The sequence below is a fragment of the Myroides odoratus genome, from assembly GCF_965118575.1.
Classification (GTDB): Bacteria; Bacteroidota; Bacteroidia; order Flavobacteriales; family Flavobacteriaceae; genus Flavobacterium; species Flavobacterium odoratum_B.
Genome location: NZ_CBCPHW010000002.1, coordinates 256,070 through 272,929 on the forward strand (window position 1 = coordinate 256,070; position 16,860 = coordinate 272,929).

At 34.6% G+C, this 16,860-nt stretch carries 17 protein-coding genes; 12 read left to right on the forward strand and 5 right to left on the reverse strand.

What is annotated here, in order from left to right; genetic code table 11:
- Positions 1 to 122 precede the first annotated feature (122 nt).
- Genes ACMHJ2_RS02575 through ACMHJ2_RS02610 form a run of 8 tightly spaced genes read left to right on the forward strand, consistent with a single transcriptional unit; the run spans position 123 to position 8,114 of the window.
- Positions 123 to 2,441 (forward strand): putative monovalent cation/H+ antiporter subunit A, encoded by a 2,319-nt coding sequence (locus tag ACMHJ2_RS02575; RefSeq protein ID WP_413511395.1) that lies wholly within the window; start codon positions 123 to 125, stop codon positions 2,439 to 2,441.
- Positions 2,422 to 2,862, forward strand: a complete 441-nt coding sequence (locus ACMHJ2_RS02580) for a Na+/H+ antiporter subunit B (RefSeq protein ID WP_413511396.1) — start codon at positions 2,422 to 2,424, stop codon at positions 2,860 to 2,862. The genes ACMHJ2_RS02575 and ACMHJ2_RS02580 overlap by 20 nt, the downstream gene beginning before the upstream one ends.
- A 19-nt stretch (positions 2,863 to 2,881) precedes the next feature.
- Positions 2,882 to 3,235, forward strand: a complete 354-nt coding sequence (locus ACMHJ2_RS02585) for a Na+/H+ antiporter subunit C (protein WP_413511397.1) — start codon at positions 2,882 to 2,884, stop codon at positions 3,233 to 3,235.
- Positions 3,232 to 4,743, forward strand: coding sequence for a proton-conducting transporter membrane subunit (locus tag ACMHJ2_RS02590; protein WP_413511398.1), 1,512 nt, complete (start codon positions 3,232 to 3,234; stop codon positions 4,741 to 4,743). Before ACMHJ2_RS02585 ends, ACMHJ2_RS02590 begins: the two co-directional genes overlap by 4 nt.
- Before the next feature lie 8 nt (positions 4,744 to 4,751).
- Positions 4,752 to 5,237: a Na+/H+ antiporter subunit E gene (locus ACMHJ2_RS02595; protein WP_413511399.1), complete on the forward strand. Its 486-nt coding sequence runs from the start codon at positions 4,752 to 4,754 to the stop codon at positions 5,235 to 5,237.
- The gene (locus tag ACMHJ2_RS02600) at positions 5,234 to 5,509 is read left to right on the forward strand and encodes a monovalent cation/H+ antiporter complex subunit F (protein WP_413511400.1); all 276 of its coding nucleotides are present in this window, start codon (positions 5,234 to 5,236) and stop codon (positions 5,507 to 5,509) included. The genes ACMHJ2_RS02595 and ACMHJ2_RS02600 overlap by 4 nt, the downstream gene beginning before the upstream one ends.
- Positions 5,502 to 5,903, forward strand: a complete 402-nt coding sequence (gene mnhG / locus ACMHJ2_RS02605) for a monovalent cation/H(+) antiporter subunit G (RefSeq protein WP_413511401.1) — start codon at positions 5,502 to 5,504, stop codon at positions 5,901 to 5,903. The genes ACMHJ2_RS02600 and mnhG overlap by 8 nt, the downstream gene beginning before the upstream one ends.
- 54 nt (positions 5,904 to 5,957) lie before the next feature.
- The gene (locus ACMHJ2_RS02610; RefSeq protein WP_413511402.1) at positions 5,958 to 8,114 is read left to right on the forward strand and encodes a S46 family peptidase; all 2,157 of its coding nucleotides are present in this window, start codon (positions 5,958 to 5,960) and stop codon (positions 8,112 to 8,114) included.
- Between the two features lie 142 nt (positions 8,115 to 8,256).
- Here the strand turns inward: ACMHJ2_RS02610 and ACMHJ2_RS02615 are convergent, their stop codons facing one another.
- The 3 genes from ACMHJ2_RS02615 to ACMHJ2_RS02625 all read right to left on the reverse strand — a co-directional run bounded on the left by ACMHJ2_RS02615 (position 8,257) and on the right by ACMHJ2_RS02625 (position 10,487).
- A complete protein-coding gene (locus ACMHJ2_RS02615) occupies positions 8,257 to 9,531 on the reverse strand; it encodes a hypothetical protein (protein WP_413511403.1) in 1,275 nt (424 codons plus the stop codon).
- Positions 9,532 to 9,663: 132 nt separating this feature from the next.
- Positions 9,664 to 9,963: a hypothetical protein gene (locus tag ACMHJ2_RS02620; protein ID WP_413511404.1), complete on the reverse strand. Its 300-nt coding sequence runs from the start codon at positions 9,961 to 9,963 to the stop codon at positions 9,664 to 9,666.
- Between the two features lie 74 nt (positions 9,964 to 10,037).
- On the reverse strand, positions 10,038 to 10,487 hold the full coding sequence (locus ACMHJ2_RS02625; RefSeq protein WP_413511405.1) for a DUF4190 domain-containing protein: 450 nt from the start codon (positions 10,485 to 10,487) through the stop codon (positions 10,038 to 10,040).
- 264 nt (positions 10,488 to 10,751) lie between these two features.
- Here ACMHJ2_RS02625 and ACMHJ2_RS02630 point away from each other — a divergent pair, with 264 nt between their 5' ends.
- The 3 genes from ACMHJ2_RS02630 to ACMHJ2_RS02640 all read left to right on the forward strand — a co-directional run bounded on the left by ACMHJ2_RS02630 (position 10,752) and on the right by ACMHJ2_RS02640 (position 13,733).
- Positions 10,752 to 12,104 carry a UDP-N-acetylmuramate--L-alanine ligase gene (locus ACMHJ2_RS02630; protein WP_413511406.1) on the forward strand — a complete coding sequence of 451 codons (1,353 nt, stop codon included), beginning with the start codon at positions 10,752 to 10,754 and terminating at the stop codon, positions 12,102 to 12,104.
- A 133-nt stretch (positions 12,105 to 12,237) separates the two neighbouring features.
- Positions 12,238 to 12,978 carry a JAB domain-containing protein gene (locus ACMHJ2_RS02635; RefSeq protein ID WP_413511407.1) on the forward strand — a complete coding sequence of 247 codons (741 nt, stop codon included), beginning with the start codon at positions 12,238 to 12,240 and terminating at the stop codon, positions 12,976 to 12,978.
- A 56-nt stretch (positions 12,979 to 13,034) separates the two neighbouring features.
- Positions 13,035 to 13,733 (forward strand): YjjG family noncanonical pyrimidine nucleotidase, encoded by a 699-nt coding sequence (locus ACMHJ2_RS02640; protein WP_413511408.1) that lies wholly within the window; start codon positions 13,035 to 13,037, stop codon positions 13,731 to 13,733.
- A gap of 15 nt (positions 13,734 to 13,748) precedes the next feature.
- Here ACMHJ2_RS02640 and ACMHJ2_RS02645 read toward each other — a convergent pair whose 3' ends face one another.
- Positions 13,749 to 15,026, reverse strand: coding sequence for a replication-associated recombination protein A (locus tag ACMHJ2_RS02645; protein ID WP_413511409.1), 1,278 nt, complete (start codon positions 15,024 to 15,026; stop codon positions 13,749 to 13,751).
- A gap of 189 nt (positions 15,027 to 15,215) precedes the next feature.
- On the opposite strand from ACMHJ2_RS02645, the gene ACMHJ2_RS02650 reads away from it, so the two are divergent.
- Complete coding sequence (locus ACMHJ2_RS02650) at positions 15,216 to 15,956, forward strand: rhomboid family intramembrane serine protease (protein WP_413511452.1); 741 nt, start codon at positions 15,216 to 15,218, stop codon at positions 15,954 to 15,956.
- Positions 15,957 to 16,036: 80 nt separating this feature from the next.
- Here the strand turns inward: ACMHJ2_RS02650 and rlmB are convergent, their stop codons facing one another.
- Positions 16,037 to 16,771: a 23S rRNA (guanosine(2251)-2'-O)-methyltransferase RlmB gene (gene rlmB / locus ACMHJ2_RS02655; protein ID WP_413511410.1), complete on the reverse strand. Its 735-nt coding sequence runs from the start codon at positions 16,769 to 16,771 to the stop codon at positions 16,037 to 16,039.
- Between the last annotated feature and the right edge of the window lie 89 nt (positions 16,772 to 16,860).

Consider the following 16,860-nt stretch of genomic DNA (forward strand, 5'->3'; position numbering starts at 1 on the left):
AAAAATGGTTATAGTTTTGTTAAAATAAGTTCGGTTATTTGGCTTTTATTCGTTTTTTTTTGATTTTTTTATATATTTACCCTCAGTAGAAAAATACTCTAAAAGAGATATAAAGCTCACGTATGCTATTAATTATTTTACTCACTTTCGTACTAGCGTTTAGTACATTTTTCTTGAAAGGTTTAGCACGTTCTAAGTTTACAGGATTATTGACTTTAATACCATTAAGCCTTTTTGTTTATTTCCTATCTTATTTGCCTCAAATAAAATCAGGACAAGAAGTGCTACTTTTTAAAAATGAATGGGTACCGTCTTTAGGGATTGCCTTCGATTTTAAATTAGATGGTCTTTCATTGCTTTTTTCCTTACTTATCACTGGGATTGGAACATTAGTGTATTGGTATGCGTCTTACTATATGAAAGGACACGTGTATACAAATCGCTTTTTTGCCTATTTAGGCCTTTTTATGGCAGCCATGTTAGGGGTTGTTCTTTCGGATAACTTAATTTCACTATTTATATTTTGGGAATTAACTAGTATTACTTCATTTTTTCTTATTGGATTCAACAATCAAGATGAGGATTCTAGGAAAAGCGCCCTTTGGGCACTCGGAATTACGGGACTTGGTGGTTTTTTCTTATTGTCATTTGCCGCTATCATTGGCAGTGTAATAGGGAATTATTCGATTCATGAATTATTAACCCAATCCGATGTCTTAAAGAATCACGCCTCTTATGGTGTATTGCTCTTCTTTTTATTTATTGGCGCATTTACAAAGTCAGCGCAATTTCCTTTCCATTTTTGGTTGCCAGGAGCCATGAAAGCACCTACGCCTGTTTCGGCTTATTTGCATTCAGCAACAATGGTAAAAGCGGGAATCTATGTACTGGCTCGTTTTACGCCTATTCTAGGGGATCATATATATTGGAATACCACTTTACAGCTAGTTGGAGGTCTAACTATGTTATTTGGTGCTTTACAATCCGTATTCAGAAAGGACATGAAAAGTATTTTAGCTTATACTACTATTTCAGCATTAGGAATGATTGTCTTCTTGTTAGGAGTAGGGTCCGAGAAAGCTATTTATAGCGCTAGTATTTTTATCCTCGTTCACGCCTTGTATAAAGCCGCTCTTTTCTTAATAACGGGAACCGTAGATCATCAAACCCATACCAGAGATATTACAAAATTAGGAGGCTTGCGAAAAACAATGCCCGCTTTAGCTGGAGCAGCTTTGATTGCAGCTTTATCTAGTGCCGGTATTCCATTGACTTTTGGTTTTATAGGTAAAGAGGTAATCTATGATGCAACCTTTACGTATCCAATTAATTCATGGGCACTTGTTTTTACAGGAATAGCCGTAGTAACGAATGTGTTTCTAACAGCATCTGGTTTTTTAGTAGGAATTAAACCCTTTTTTGGAAAAGTGAAAGAATGGTGCACAGATGTACCAAAACCTTCGATTCAAATGTGGTTGCCTCCTGTTATACTAGCCGGATTTAGTTTGATTTTTGGACTACTACCTCAAATGATTAACCAGGGAATTATAGGAAGTATTGCCCGAGCTGTTTATGGAAAACCTATCGATATGCAGTTGCATTTGTGGCATGGTTTTAATGAAATTGTTGCGCTAAGTGGAGCAACAATTGTATTGGGAACGGGTTTATACTTTATTTTTAAAGGCTATGACCATTCGACTCAAGTTGTGACTCGATTTCAAAATTTATCCCCACAGCATATCTTCGGTTTCATCGTAGAGAAGTTTCGATTATTTGCCTACGTCTATACGCGTTTATTTCAAAATGGTTATTTGCGTTTGTATTTGTTGGTAATTATCGTATTCTTTATCGGTTTAGTTGGCTATAAACTGTTTGCTGATGTTCCTTTACGTGTCAATACGGAAGATTTATCCGAGTTCCGAGTTTATGAATTAGTAGTCTTCTTGATAACCGTAATAGCGATTTTCTTTGCTATTAATACACCTTCTCGCTTATCTGCTATTGCAGCAACAGGTGTAGTAGGCTATTGTATCTGTTTAATCTTCGTTTTTTATGGAGCACCAGATTTAGCTATGACCCAATTTGCTATTGATACATTAACAGTGGTATTATTTGTATTAGTTTTATTTAAACTCCCAGGATTCTTAAAACTTAGTAATCGAAAAATACAATTTAGAGATGCCGTTGTTTCAATTGCTTTCGGTGGGTTAATTTCCCTGATTACTTTGCAAGCTTTGGTTTCTCCAGCAAATAAGGAAATTAGTAGGTACTATGCAGACAATGCCTACATATTAGCCAAAGGAAAAAACGTGGTCAATGTTATTTTGGTTGATTTTAGAGGTTTTGATACATTAATTGAGACAATTGTACTTTCAATAGCAGCATTAGGAGTATATGGTCTTTTAAAATATAGAACAAAGGATGAAGAAATGTCAGAATAAGAATCAAGTATTAGATTCTACTATTTTACGTACAGCAACCAATTATTTGTTGCCTTTATTGATTCTGTTTTCTTTGTTTGTTTTATTAAGAGGGCATTATCTTTCTGGAGGGGGGTTTGTAGGCGGTTTAATTGCATCTATCGCATTCGTATTACATTCGTTTGCATATACTACAAAACAAACGCTGGCTTTGTTTCAATTCTCTCCAATGCGTTTAATAGGTATTGGATTAAGTATATCAATAATAAGCGCTTTAATTCCTGTTTTTCTTGGAAAACCAGTAATGACTGGCGTTTGGTTTGCCGAATCAGTGGCCGTTATTGGCGCTGTTGGAACCGCCTTGTTTTTTGATATTGGAGTTTATTTGGTTGTAATTGGCGTCGTCTTAACGATTCTCTTTACAATCGCAGAAAATGTTTAATTAAATTAGAAACATTCGAATGGAATTATTACTAGTTGCTTTAGTAGGTATATTATATTCTGCCGGAATTTATTTAATGTTTCGCAGAAGCATGGTTAAATTGCTTTTAGGGTTAATGATGTTAGGAAATGGAGCAAATATTCTCATCTTTTTGATGGGAGAATTAACCAAAGGCAAAGCGCCTATCATCGATGAAGAACATACCCGATTTTTTGATGCCTACGCCGATCCTGTGCCTCAGGCTCTTATTTTAACAGCAATTGTTATTAGTTTCGGTTTAACCGCTTTTGCTATTGTTTTATTGAATAAGGTATATAGTACGACAGGTACTGATGATTTAGATTCTCTTAATATTCAAGATTTAGATATATGATTTCGAACTTCATATTAGCGCCAATTTTTGCTCATATGTTAACAGCGGTTGTCTTATTAATTTTTTGGCAAAATGTGAAAATTCAAAAGATAATAAGCATCGTAGGTAATAGTATCGCTTTTTTACTATGCTGGAACTTGTTTACAGCAACGTGGGAACATGGCGCAATTACCTTGCAATTGAGTAATTGGAAAGCCCCTTTTGGAATAACTTTTGTTGCCGATACACTCAGTGCCGTTATGGTATTACTTACCGCTACTGTAGCGTTAGCTGTTGGTATTTATTCAACGTCAGCTATCAACGTCAGCCGTATTAAATTTGGCTATTTTATTATATTCCACTTCCTTATTATGGGGTTGTTAGGTGCATTTTTAACAGGAGATATTTTTAACTTATATGTCTGGTTTGAAGTTGTGATTATTTCTTCCTTCGTATTACTGACTTTAGGAGGAAAGAAAAGACAAATGGAATCTGCCGTAAAGTACGTTACGATGAATATGTTGGCTTCAACTATTTTTCTTACCGCTATAGGAATTTTATATGGTATAACGGGAAGTTTAAATATTGCAGATTTAGCGCATCAAGTGGCTATTGTTGAAAATAGAGGATTAGTCAGTGTTACAGCCTTACTGTTTTTTGTGGGGTTTGGAATTAAATCGGCGGTATTTCCGATGTATTTCTGGTTGCCTTCTTCTTACCATACACCACCTTCAGCGATTGGTGCTATTTTTGGTGGATTACTAACTAAAATGGGCGTTTATTCCATATTTAGAGTCTTTACCATTGTATTTCAACCCGATGATTTTATCTTAGGTGTTTTTGTAGTAATCGCGATTTTAACAATGATAAGTGGTGCCTTAGGTGCTATTAATAAAAGAAATATTAGACGTATTTTATCCTATTTCATCGTCTGTCATATCGGATATCTACTAGCTGGTTTTGGGTTGTATACGGAATTGGCTTTTGTTGGAATCATATTCTATTTAATTCACGATGTAATTGTCAAAAGCAATTTGTTTATGATGAGTGGATTGATCCAGAAGATTAGGGAAACACAAGATATTAATCGCCTTGGCGGATTGTATAAAGACTATCCAAAACTATCCATATTATTCGCTATTATCCTATTCTCTTTGGTTGGAATACCTCCTTTATCTGGTTTTTGGCCTAAAATTTTGCTGTTTCAAGAAGCATTCAGAATGGAACAATACGTCTTATTGGGTACTTTAATTTTTGCTAGCTTTGTTACTTTGTTTATCGTAGCTCGAATTTGGTCTGAAGTGTTTTGGAAGGACCTACCTAAACCGAATAGTGAAGAAATTGACCATTTCGCACCTTTTGTTAGCTCTGGTAAGGTAGCACTCATTTTACCCGTGGTCGCCTTAGCAGGTGTTTCCTTATTTATCGGATTGAATGCGCCTTTAATATTTAAAGTTTCTGAACGTGTAGCCCACGAAATGATGAATCCTTCAATATACATAGAATCAGTTTTACAAAGTATAAAATAAAGAAATAGATGTTAAAGTACTTTTTACTTAATATATTATTGACTTTTGTTTGGGTTGCCCTGACAGGACAATTAAATTATGCCAACTTCTTTTTTGGTGGTGTGGCTGGTTTCTTTATCCTGTGGATGCTTACAAAGACATCTTCAAATAAAGCAGATAAAGAATATTTTTATCGCGTACCCAAAATTATTGTTTTTGTATTTTACTTTTTTATTGATATGCTGCAAGCCAATCTGCAAGTAGCGATAGATGTAATTACGCCAAATTATCATACGACACCAGGAATTATTAAGTATGAAATTGATGCAAAAACAGATTTTGAAATAACGATGCTGGCCAATATTATTGCACTTACTCCGGGAACGATGGTAATTGATATTTCAGATGATAAAAGCCATATCTTTATTCATACCATGTATTTGAAGGATAAAGAAAAATTCATTCAACGCATGAAAGAAAGAACAGAAATGAAATTATTAGCTATTTTACGATGACAGTAGAAAACTATTTGATATATGTAGTAATGCCTATCATCTGTTTGTCCTTAATTCTCATTTTTATACGATTTTTAAAAGGACCTGCAGTTGCGGATCGCGTTGTAGCGATTGATTTACTTATTACCGTAGGAGTTGGTTTTATTGGCTTGTTTAGTTTGATTGCCAATAATCCTATTTTTTTGGATGTTGCTGTAATTATGGCGCTAATCGCTTTTTTGAGTACAGTAGCCTTTTCGTTTTATTTAGATAAAAGAGATAGAAATGACTGATTTACTAATCATGATATTGAGTACCTTAGGAGCTATTTTTATTTTAATCGCTTCTATAGGTATTTTTAGATTGCCCGATTTTTATACGCGACTTTCTATTACCATTAAAGCAGCAACGTTGGGTATTGGATGTATTCTCGGCGCTGCGGCTATTCATTTCTCTGAGTTTTCCATTACAACTAAAGTTTTCGCCATTATTTTTTTCTTGTTTATAACGTCTCCTGTAGCCGCTTTCTTAATAGCGAGAACGGCATATATGACAGGAATTAAACTGTGGAATAAATCCGTGATTGACGAATTAAAAGATCGTTATGGCTTCGAAGAAACGAGAGAGATGGAAGGGAAAAATAGCAAACCAAAGATTAATAACCACAAAAATGAAGATAAGGATTAAATATTTTGTTTATTCAATTATCTTCGCATACCTAAGTAACATACTATTATAATTATGAAAAAAATCATTCTATTACTGACTGCATTTTTACTTGTTGCGCCTTTGAAAATTAAGGCAGATGAGGGAATGTGGTTTTTAATGTTCATTGAGCGTTTGAATCAACGCGATATGGAAAAAATGGGATTACAGCTTACCGCTGAAGAAATCTACAGTATTAACAATCACTCATTGAAAGATGCAATCGTGCAATTTGATGGGGGTTGTACAGCAGAAATGATATCAGATCAAGGGTTGGTTTTGACAAACCACCACTGTGGATATGATAAAATAGCAAGTTTATCTACGCCAGAAGATGATATTTTAACCAAAGGATTTTGGGCTAAAGATAAAGCAGCAGAAAGACCTGCAAAAGGTTTATCTGTGCGTTTCTTCGTTCGTATGGATGACGTTACAAAACGTATAGTAAGCGTTGTTAACGATAAAATGTCTGAAGGAGATAGAGAAAAAGCAATCAATCAAGAAATTGCTAAAATTCAAAAAGAAAATGATGGAGATGGAAAGTATACCGTATCTGTAAAATCATTTTTTCAAGGAAATGAATACTATTACTTCGTGTACGAAGATTATAATGATGTTCGTTTAGTAGGAACACCTCCAAACAGTATTGGAAAATTCGGTGGAGATACAGATAACTGGGAATGGCCTCGTCATACCGGAGATTTCTCTATGTTCCGCGTGTACACTGATAAGAGTGGAAAACCTGCAGAATATGCAGCTGAGAACGTTCCGATGAAACCTAAACATGTTTTGCCTGTTTCTATTGCAGGTATTAAAGAAGGTGATTTCTCTATGATTTTAGGATATCCAGGGAGAACAAACCGTTGGATGCCAGCACAAGGGGTAGCACAAAATATTACCTATGCTTATCCAGCTTGGGTAGAAGGTTCTAAACTGGGAATGGATGTAATGAAAAAGTACATGGCAAAAGATGATGCAGTACGTTTAAATTATGCTTCTAAATATGCTGGTGTAGCTAACTATTGGAAAAATAGACAGGGAATGATTGATGCTTTAAACCAACATCAAACCGTAGCTACAAAAACAAAAGCAGAAAAAGAGTACCAGAAATGGGCGGATAAAAAAGAAAATAAGGCAAAGTATGGAAAGGTAATTGCAGATATCAATGCATACTATGCGGCTACGAATTTAAAATCGCGTCAGGATAATTATTTAATGACGCTGTTGCGTACTTCTGCTTTAGCTGCTACTCCTTACCGTTTATCTGGTGGAATGGAAGCCTATGCGGCTGGAGATGCTAAGAAAAGGGACGAAATGCGCGAAGAGTTTACTGCTTATGTAAATGATATATATGAAGGACAAGATGCAGCTCTAGAAAAAGAGATGTTGGCAAAACAGTTAGCCCTTTATGCTACTAAATCGGAAGGATATGCTATCGCTCCTTATATTGCTCAAATCCAAAAAGAATACAACGGTGATTTCGAAAAATTCGTCAATGAAGCTTTTGAACAAAGTGTATTTGTAAACAAAGAGAAAATTGAAGCTTACTTAGCTGATCCATCGAAAACAACAATTTCTAGAGATCCTCTATTAAAATTGTCAGTAGCGATTATGGAGCAATATCGTGCAAAAAGCGATGAGCTAACTGTATTAGAAGATAAGTACCAAAAAGCATATCGCCTATTTGTAGATGGAGTAAGAAAAAGTAATCCAACAGGGAAATACTATCCAGATGCTAATTCAACCTTGCGTTTAACTTATGGTACTGTAAAAGGATTACCAAGAGGAAATAAAGTAAATGACGCCAAAGAAAACTGGTATACAACCTTAAAAGGAACTGTTGCTAAAAATATTCCTGGTGATGATGAATTTGAAGTACCTCAAAAATTAATCGATCTGTATACTGCAAAAGATTATGGAGTATATGCTGATAAAGAAGGGTATTTGCCAGTTAACTTCTTGACAAACCATGATATTACTGGAGGTAACTCAGGTTCGCCAGTATTAAATGGAAAAGGTGAATTAATCGGTTTAGCTTTTGATGGTAATATTGAAGCTATGGCTGGAGATGTAATTTATGATCCAGAATTACAAAGAACGATTAATGTTGATATTCGTTATGTATTGTTTATTATCGACAAATTTGCAGATGCAAAACACATTGTTGAAGAAATGAACGTTGTAACCAAGTAAGACAAAATACAACAAGCAGAAAAGCAGTAATAAACTCAGGTCTATTACTGCTTTTTTATTTGCATTCAGACAGGATAAGGCAAGGTAAAAGCATTGGACAAACAAACACTAACCAATTTAGATAGGTTGTCTCTTAAATCAATTACATCGCTTCAATTGGAGTTTGATGTTTTGAGTTGCTTATCAAAAGCGCATAATCCATAAAATCCGTGGTGACTTTTCCCTTCAATTCTTTTCCGTTGCTCTTTTTTAAAAAGAGTTTTACTTCGATTAAATCTGTTCCAGAATGGTAAGGAGAGTCTATATTATTTAATTTAAAAAGCGTTAGATTGGATAATTTGGTTTTCTTTAGATTTCGGATCCCTTTAAAATACTCTTTCCAATAATCGCCAATTCCGTATCCCTTTTCGACGGTATAGCTTTGGTAATTACCATCTTTATCATAAATCGTATCCCAGAGAACTTCACTGTTCGTCAAATATCCTATAATTGTGATTACTTTATCTCTATCATATACCTTTTGTTCAATTAGTCTTGTAAAAAAAGAAGGATAATCCTGTTCACGTTCTTTTTCGATATGAAAAAAACCATACTTGGCAAATTGCTTTTTGGTCTCCAAATGATAAACGTCTTTTAAAAATAGATAGTTTTCAAAAATGAGTTGCTCTCTATCTCTTTTTTCTTCAAAATTAGAGGCAATGTTTTTTAGTATATGATGAAAACTTAAGGTGTCACTAATCTGATTAGCATATATGTTTTTATGTATTTCATAATCGTTTATAAAGCTTTTTAGCAGTTGAGACAGTTCTTTGTTCTCAAGGCTAAAATCCATATGTTTGGTAGAGAATGTCTTTTTTAACTCCTCTTTCAACGCCCAGTTTTGACTATTTTCGGTTAAGTACAAAAGGTGCTTTATTGGAAATCGGTATTCATTGATAATGTCAAACCCAATTATTTTGATTGGGTTTTTTGGATACGATTGATTTAACGCTCTCAGCTTTTTCCAATGTGTAAAAGTCTCAACAGTTCCCTCCTGATTGACAATACTTTGAAATGCTACTACTAATTCTTTCAAAAGCGCTTCATCTCCTGTGTCTAAATAGCGCTGAAAGAAAAAAGCCTGACTAAAATTTGTTTCCGGAATATAGTAGTCTATTGCGTTTTGTTTTTTCAAACTTCGGATCAAGCTAAATTCAGCATCATACGTTTTTGCACTTCCATGGAAGGCTCCAAAACCAAGGATATTGAAGTTTGTTTCGGGAAAAATAAAAGTACTTTGCTCCAAGTCAAAGCAGTTTTGTCTTAAAAACTCTTTTTTGTTTTGTGACAGTACTGGTAGTGTAACTAGTAGAATAAAAAGGGTAAATATTCGCATCATTGGTCGTTTACAAAAGAACATTTTTATTTCTTTTTTCATTTAAAAAATCACGTTTAAGCTAATTTACAAAAAAAAAGCAGTAGTCTATACAAACATAAAACGGTTGTAAATATTAAATTTACAACCGTTTTATGTATTTTAATCTTTGATTTTTTTACTCAAAATCTATTTTTAAATGATACCTAATAGAGGTAAAAAAGCATATAAAAAGAAGCTAGTTAAAATTGCAATATCTAAATATAGAATTGCTTTTTTATCGTTTGCCAAAGGAAGTAAAAGTAAAATTCCTCTACTGACTCCGACATAGATAAAAAATAAAAACAGGGAATAACTGTTGGGGTTAATTAAATCGTTTTTCCCTTGTAATAACGACTTGAAATCTCTAGTTAATCCTCTACTTCTACAGAGTGTTTCAGGCAGTCCTTCACAAGAAGAACGAAGGCTCAATGCAGTTGTAGGTATTGCATTCAATAACCAGATATAACCGAATAAACCACATGTCAGCAAGAAAAAAATCCAATTAATAATCCTGTAATTAGTCACGTTTATTCAGCCGCTTGATCTTCTATAATAAAGAGATCTTCTGCATTTTTAAGAGAATCATCTTCCGTACCTTCTTCATCTAAATATGGCGTATAATCTTCCGTATTCATGCTATCCATTTCTTTCTGCATCTCATTTATATCTTTAAATGCAGCAGTTGTAAAAGAAGCAAGTAAAGCCCCCCAAGCAAGTAAAATGATTAAACCAATAGCACCAAGAACAAGTCCAGCTATTCCTAAGCCTTTAGACTCATTGAATTTTTTAGCACTTGAAATAGCTAAAATCCCAAGTACTACAGCTACAACTGCAACAATAAGCGCAATAATTCCAAAGCAAGGGATAAAAGAAGTAACTAAAGCAATAATTCCTGAAACAAGGGCTAAAATACCTAAAACTTGTGTGTTGTTACCACTTTTTTGTTGTGGTACTGGGGGTGGTGTGTAATTTTCCATAGGGTGATATTTATAAAAATTTTTAGCGAAAATACGATATATTTTATCTAAAGTGTTACTAGAAAAAAGGAAAATTTAGTTCCTATAAGATTTAATCATCAAATATAAAGTTGATAAAGTTATGCACCTGAGTTTAAATGTGCTGCAATTTCAGACAAATGTGCCGCCGTTTTTTTCTAAATCCAATCCTAAATGTATTCTGTTTTTTTAGTAATAAAAGCGTAATTTTAACCTCAAATAAAAATGGACTTAAAAAGAAAGATAATGCGCATACATTTTATCGCAATAGGAGGGAGTGCCATGCACAATTTAGCGTTGGCATTGCATGCAAAAGGAGAGGGTGTTACAGGAAGTGATGATGCTATTTTTGAACCATCCAAGACGCGCTTGGCCAAACAGGGTCTACTGCCAGAAAAAGAAGGATGGTTTCCAGAAAAAATCACAACAGATATCGATGCTGTGATTCTTGGAATGCATGCTAAAGAAGATAATCCCGAGTTGATAAAAGCAAAGGAGTTGGGTCTAAAAATATATTCGTATCCTGAGTTTATTTATGAGCATTCCAAAGATAAAACCCGTGTAGTTATTGGTGGATCCCACGGAAAAACAACCATTACTTCTATGGTGTTACATGTTTTGAATTATAATGGAATTGAAGTAGACTATCTAGTAGGTGCACAATTAGAAGGTTTTGATCGTATGGTCAACCTAACGAATGAAAATGACTTTATTCTTATAGAAGGAGATGAATACTTGTCTTCTCCTATTGATCGAAGACCAAAGTTTCATTTGTATGAACCGAATATTGCTTTATTAAGCGGTATTGCTTGGGATCATATTAATGTATTTCCCACTTTTGAAAATTATGTTGACCAATTTAAAATCTTTATTGATAAAATCACCAATGGTGGTATTTTGATTTACAATGAAGAAGATGCTATTGTAAAGCAAATTGCAGAAGACAGTACCAATCCAATACGCAGGATTCCCTATACAACCTTGGCAAATGAAATTGTCGACGGTGTAGCTTATTTAGTTACCTCTGAAGGACCTATGCCACTTGAGGTTTTTGGACAACATAATATAAGTAATATTAGTGGTGCAAAATGGGTCTGTCAGAATATGGGCGTGGATGAAGATGATTTCTTTGATGCAATTACAAGCTTTAAAGGAGCGTCAAAACGCTTAGAGAAATTGTATGACAAAGACACAACTGTGGTGTATAAAGATTTTGCTCATTCACCCAGTAAAGTAAAAGCTACGATGAAAGCGGTGCGTGAACAGTATCCCAATAAAAAATTAGTAGCTTGTTTAGAACTGCATACCTACAGTAGTTTAAATGCCGATTTCTTATCGGAGTATGAAGGAAGCTTAGATGCTGCCGATCAAGCTGTCGTTTTCTATTCTTTGGATGCTTTAAAAATTAAGCGAATGCCAGAAATCTCTGCTGACCAAATGAAAACCGCTTTTGCGTTATCTACATTAGCAACGTATACCAATGCAGGTGATTTTAAAACCTATATCAAAACGTTAAATCTAAAAGATAGCGTCTTGGTATTTATGAGTTCAGGTGACTATGGCGGTTTAGATTTAAATGAATATGTACAAACTTTATAACAGAAACAAAAAATCCTTTCATTGAAAGGATTTTTTTATAGAGGTATATTCACTATTCGCACACCCGAGGAGGAGGAGTATAATTTAGGATTGGTTTTTGAAACAGTAGTGTAAGAGTTAACGCTGTGAGAATATGTCAGAAACTAGAAAACCAATTTCAACTTGGGCGGAAGATGATCGACCAAGAGAAAAGATGATCCTAAAAGGTAAAAGCGCATTGAGTAATGCAGAATTGATTGCCATTTTAATCGGTTCCGGAAATAAAACTGAATCAGCCATTGATCTCAGTCGTAGAATTTTGGAGGCTAATGAAACAAATTTGGCGGAGTTAGCCAAACAATCGGTTTTGAATTTACAGCGCTTTAAAGGAATTGGAGAGGCTAAAGCGATAACTATTATCGCTGCTTTGGAGTTAGGACAACGTCGTAGAATGGCAGATAGTACGAATCGACATAAGATCAGCTGTAGCAAAGATGTCTTTGAGTTGATGCAACCCAAAATAGGCGAATTAACCCATGAAGAATTTTGGGTAGTTTTTTTAAACAATGCCAACTTAGTTCGAGGTATTGTCGCTAATCGAGAAGAGCCTTTTATTCTACACCAATTGATCGATAGTGTAAATATCAGCAAAGGTGGTGTGACAGGGACGGTAGTAGATTTGAGAATTTTATTCAAACTAGCGCTCGAAAAATCTGCCACAGCAGTAATTTTGGTTCATAATCATCCCTCTGGAAAACTAAACCCAAGTGAAGCAGATATACAGATAACAAAGAAAATTAAAGAAGCAGGGCATATTATGGATATCTCTATTTTAGATCATTTTATCATCACCGAATATGATTATTATAGTTTTGCAGATCATGGTCTATTATAAGTAGCCTTGTTTTTTTCAAATTGTTTACTTTTGTAGTCTAAATTGAAAAAGTAGGTATGTCTTTGAAAAAATTTGAACATAAAACCGATATATTTTTTGACCTTGATCATACGCTTTGGGATTTTGAAAAGAATTCAGCCTTAGCTTTTGAACAAGTATTAGCAGAAATGAAAATGCCTTTTAGCATTGAACAATTCTTAAACTATTATGTAAGTATCAATGCCGAATATTGGGATCGATATAGTTTAAATCAAATATCACAACAAGAACTCCGAGTTGGAAGAATACGCGATACCTTTAATTTACTAGATTTTTCAACATCGTCGGATCAAATTGTTGAAGTAGGTGATAAATATCTGAACTATTTAACTAGTTATAATTACTTATTTGATGGCGCTATAGAAATCCTTACTTATTTGAATGATAAATATAAACTTCATATTATTACAAATGGTTTTGATCAAGTACAAGCACGAAAAATAAAGAATTCAGGAATAGAAAAGTATTTTCAAACCATAACAAATTCTGAATTAGCAGGTGTGAAAAAACCAGATGCTAAGATTTTTACTTATGCTTTACAATTAGCTAAGGTAGCCGTAAGTGATACGGTTATGATTGGCGATAATCTTTTAGCAGATATTGAAGGAGCGCAAAAGGTAGGGATGGATGTGATTTATTACAATGAACATTATAATACAGTTCCAGATACGATACCCCAAGTGAATACCTTATTAGATATAAAAAGCCTGCTCTAATTGCAGGCTTTTTTATTAGTAGTCGTATTTGAATTGCCATCTATTTTTTAAAAATTCACGGGTGCTATTTTCCCTGCTGTTTTGTCCAGGTTCATATAAAATGGTACTACTTAGTTCGACAGGTAGAAATTCTTGATTGACAAAACTATTGGGATAGTCATGTGCATACTTATAATCCTCTCCATATCCAAGTTCTTTCATTAATTTGGTAGGTGCATTGCGCAAGTGAATAGGAACCGATAAATCCCCTGTTTGTTTGACCAATTGTTGCGCTTTGCCAATAGCCAGATAGGTTGAATTGCTCTTAGGAGATGTAGCTAAGTAAATAGCGCATTGACTGAGTAAGATTCTACTTTCGGGATAACCAATTACAGAAACAGCCTGAAAGGTGTTTGTTGCCATAATCAAAGCGGTTGGATTAGCATTGCCAATATCTTCAGAGGCTGCAATGACCAAGCGTCTCGCAATGAATTTTACATCTTCCCCTCCTTCAATCATACGAGCTAACCAATACACTGCTCCGTTCGGATCACTACCTCGAATGGATTTAATAAAGGCCGATACAATATCATAGTGTTGCTCTCCTGTTTTATCATAAAGTACAGTATTCTTTTGTACAACCTGCATGACGTACGCATTGGTTACAATGATTTCATCTCCTATTGTTGCATTGACAATCAATTCAAAAGTATTTAGCAACTTTCGACCATCACCCCCAGATACGCGAAATAAGGCTTCCGTTTCTTTAAGTGTAATGTGCTTGGATTTTAAAAAGGAGTCCCTGGCAATAGCACGCTCTAATAGTAGGCCTAAATCCTCTACAGTAAACGCATTTAACGTGTAAACCTGACACCTAGAAAGCAAAGCGGGAATCACTTCAAAACTTGGATTTTCAGTGGTTGCTCCAATTAAGGTAATCCAACCACGCTCAACAGCAGCTAAGAGTGAATCTTGCTGTGATTTGCTGAAGCGGTGAATCTCATCAATGAATAAAATGGGATTACGCGCAGTGAATAAACCTGGATTAGATTTAGCCTTTTCAATCACTTCGCGAACATCTTTTACTCCCGAATTGATAGCACTTAACGCATAAAAGGGACGTTTGCTCTCTTTAGCTAAAATTTCAGCTAACGTTGTTTTACCAGTGCCTGGAGGTCCCCAAAAAAGTAAAGAGGGAATAAAACCAGTTTGTAGCTGCTTCGTTAAAATTCCTTGTTCACCAACTAAATGAGCTTGACTAACATAGTCAGCCAAAGTTTGTGGTCGTACTCTTTCTGCTAATGGTGCATCCATGACAATATGATTTTAAGAAAGACAAAAATACAACCTATAATGCCGAATAAAAAGAAGTCAGGTAAAATTGTAGCTAAACCATCCGATTTATACGCTTGCTTATGAAGTACTATTTTATATCTTTATACTTCATCCCTAACGGTACAATTATTTTAAATGGAGGAACAACGCAGTAATGAGAGTATACGAATGAAAGATAAGCAATTGGTCCTATCCGCAAACCTAATCATTCTTCCTATTGTATTTTTAATGGTGATTTGGAGTGTTTTTTGGTTGGATTGGAAAGATTATTTACAATTATATCAATACGGAGTTTATCCACGTACCTTGCAAGGTTTGAGAGGGATTGTATTCAGTCCTTTTATTCATGGGGGGATAAAACATATATACAATAACTCGATAGCGCTATTTGTCTTGTTGCTATTGCTTCAGTTTTTTTATAAAAAACAAGTGTGGCAAGTTTTAGGTTGGGGGATTTTATTATCTGGATTTGGTACTTGGTTGATTGCGCGCGAAAGTTATCATATTGGGGCAAGCGGCTTGATTTATGTTTTAGTGAGTTATATGTTTTTTAAAGGAATCCAAACCCGATATTTTCGATTAGTAGCTTTATCTTTTTTAATCGTATTACTCTATGGAAGCATGATATGGTATGTTTTTCCGGATATTGAAGAAGGAATCTCTTGGGAAGGACATTTAAGTGGGTTTATTACAGGAATGATTTTATCTTTTGTATTGAAATCTCCTGTCTATGCAGAAAAAGTATATAAATATGACTGGCAAGCGCCCAACTACGATGCTAGTATAGACCCCTTTATGCAGTGCTTTGATGAAAATGGTAACTTTGTTATTATCCCGAAAGAACTCAAAGAAGCACTGGAAATGAAAAACCCCTATCGAAAAACATTACCTATTTTATATAAAGCATAAACAAAAAAGGACTTGTGTATTTTTTTAATACACAAGTCCTTTTCCTGAGACGGTTCACTCATCTTCACACATCACCTAAATTATCGTCTTTGTCTGATTATTTCATATAAAAAAGCTCCACAAGCAACAGAAACATTCAAAGAATCAATAGTGCTGAGCATCGGAAGTTTTGCCTTTTCATCAATCACTTTCAATACAGAAGGATTGATTCCTCTATCTTCGCTTCCCATAACAAGAGCCAATGGAACATTTAAGTCAACATCATAGATATCTTTTTCTGCTTTTTCTGTGGCCCCCAATGTTATCACACCAGATCCTTGTAAGTAAAAAATAGCATCTTTAATATGATCAACTTTACAAATAGGAATATTGAAAACAGCACCTGCAGAAGTTTTAATCGTATCTCCATTTACTGGAGCAGCGCCATTTTTTGATATAATAATTCCATCAGCTCCACAGCAAACAGCCGTACGTATGATGGCACCAAAATTACGCGCATCAGATAATTGATCCAAAATTACGAAAAGAGGCTTCTCTTTTTGCGCTAGGGTTGTCTCAACTAATTCCTCTAAGGTTACAAAAGTGATAGGGGCAATAGTGCCTATAGCTCCTTGGTGATTTTTCTTGGTTAAGCGATTGAGTTTCTCAATCGGAACATAAGAGAAATTTACATTATTTCTCTTTAATGCTTTGATTAACTCAGTCATTAATTCCCCTTGAGCATCCTTTTGTAAGAATACTTTATCTATATCTTTTCCTGCTTCTATGGCTTCGATTATCGCACGAATACCAAATATTTGATTCTCCTGATCCATGGTGCAAAGGTAGCTATATTTTTAATATACGTTAGATGTTTTTTAGGCTAAATAAGGAGTTAATTCTGTTTTTTAACTATATAAAAAGA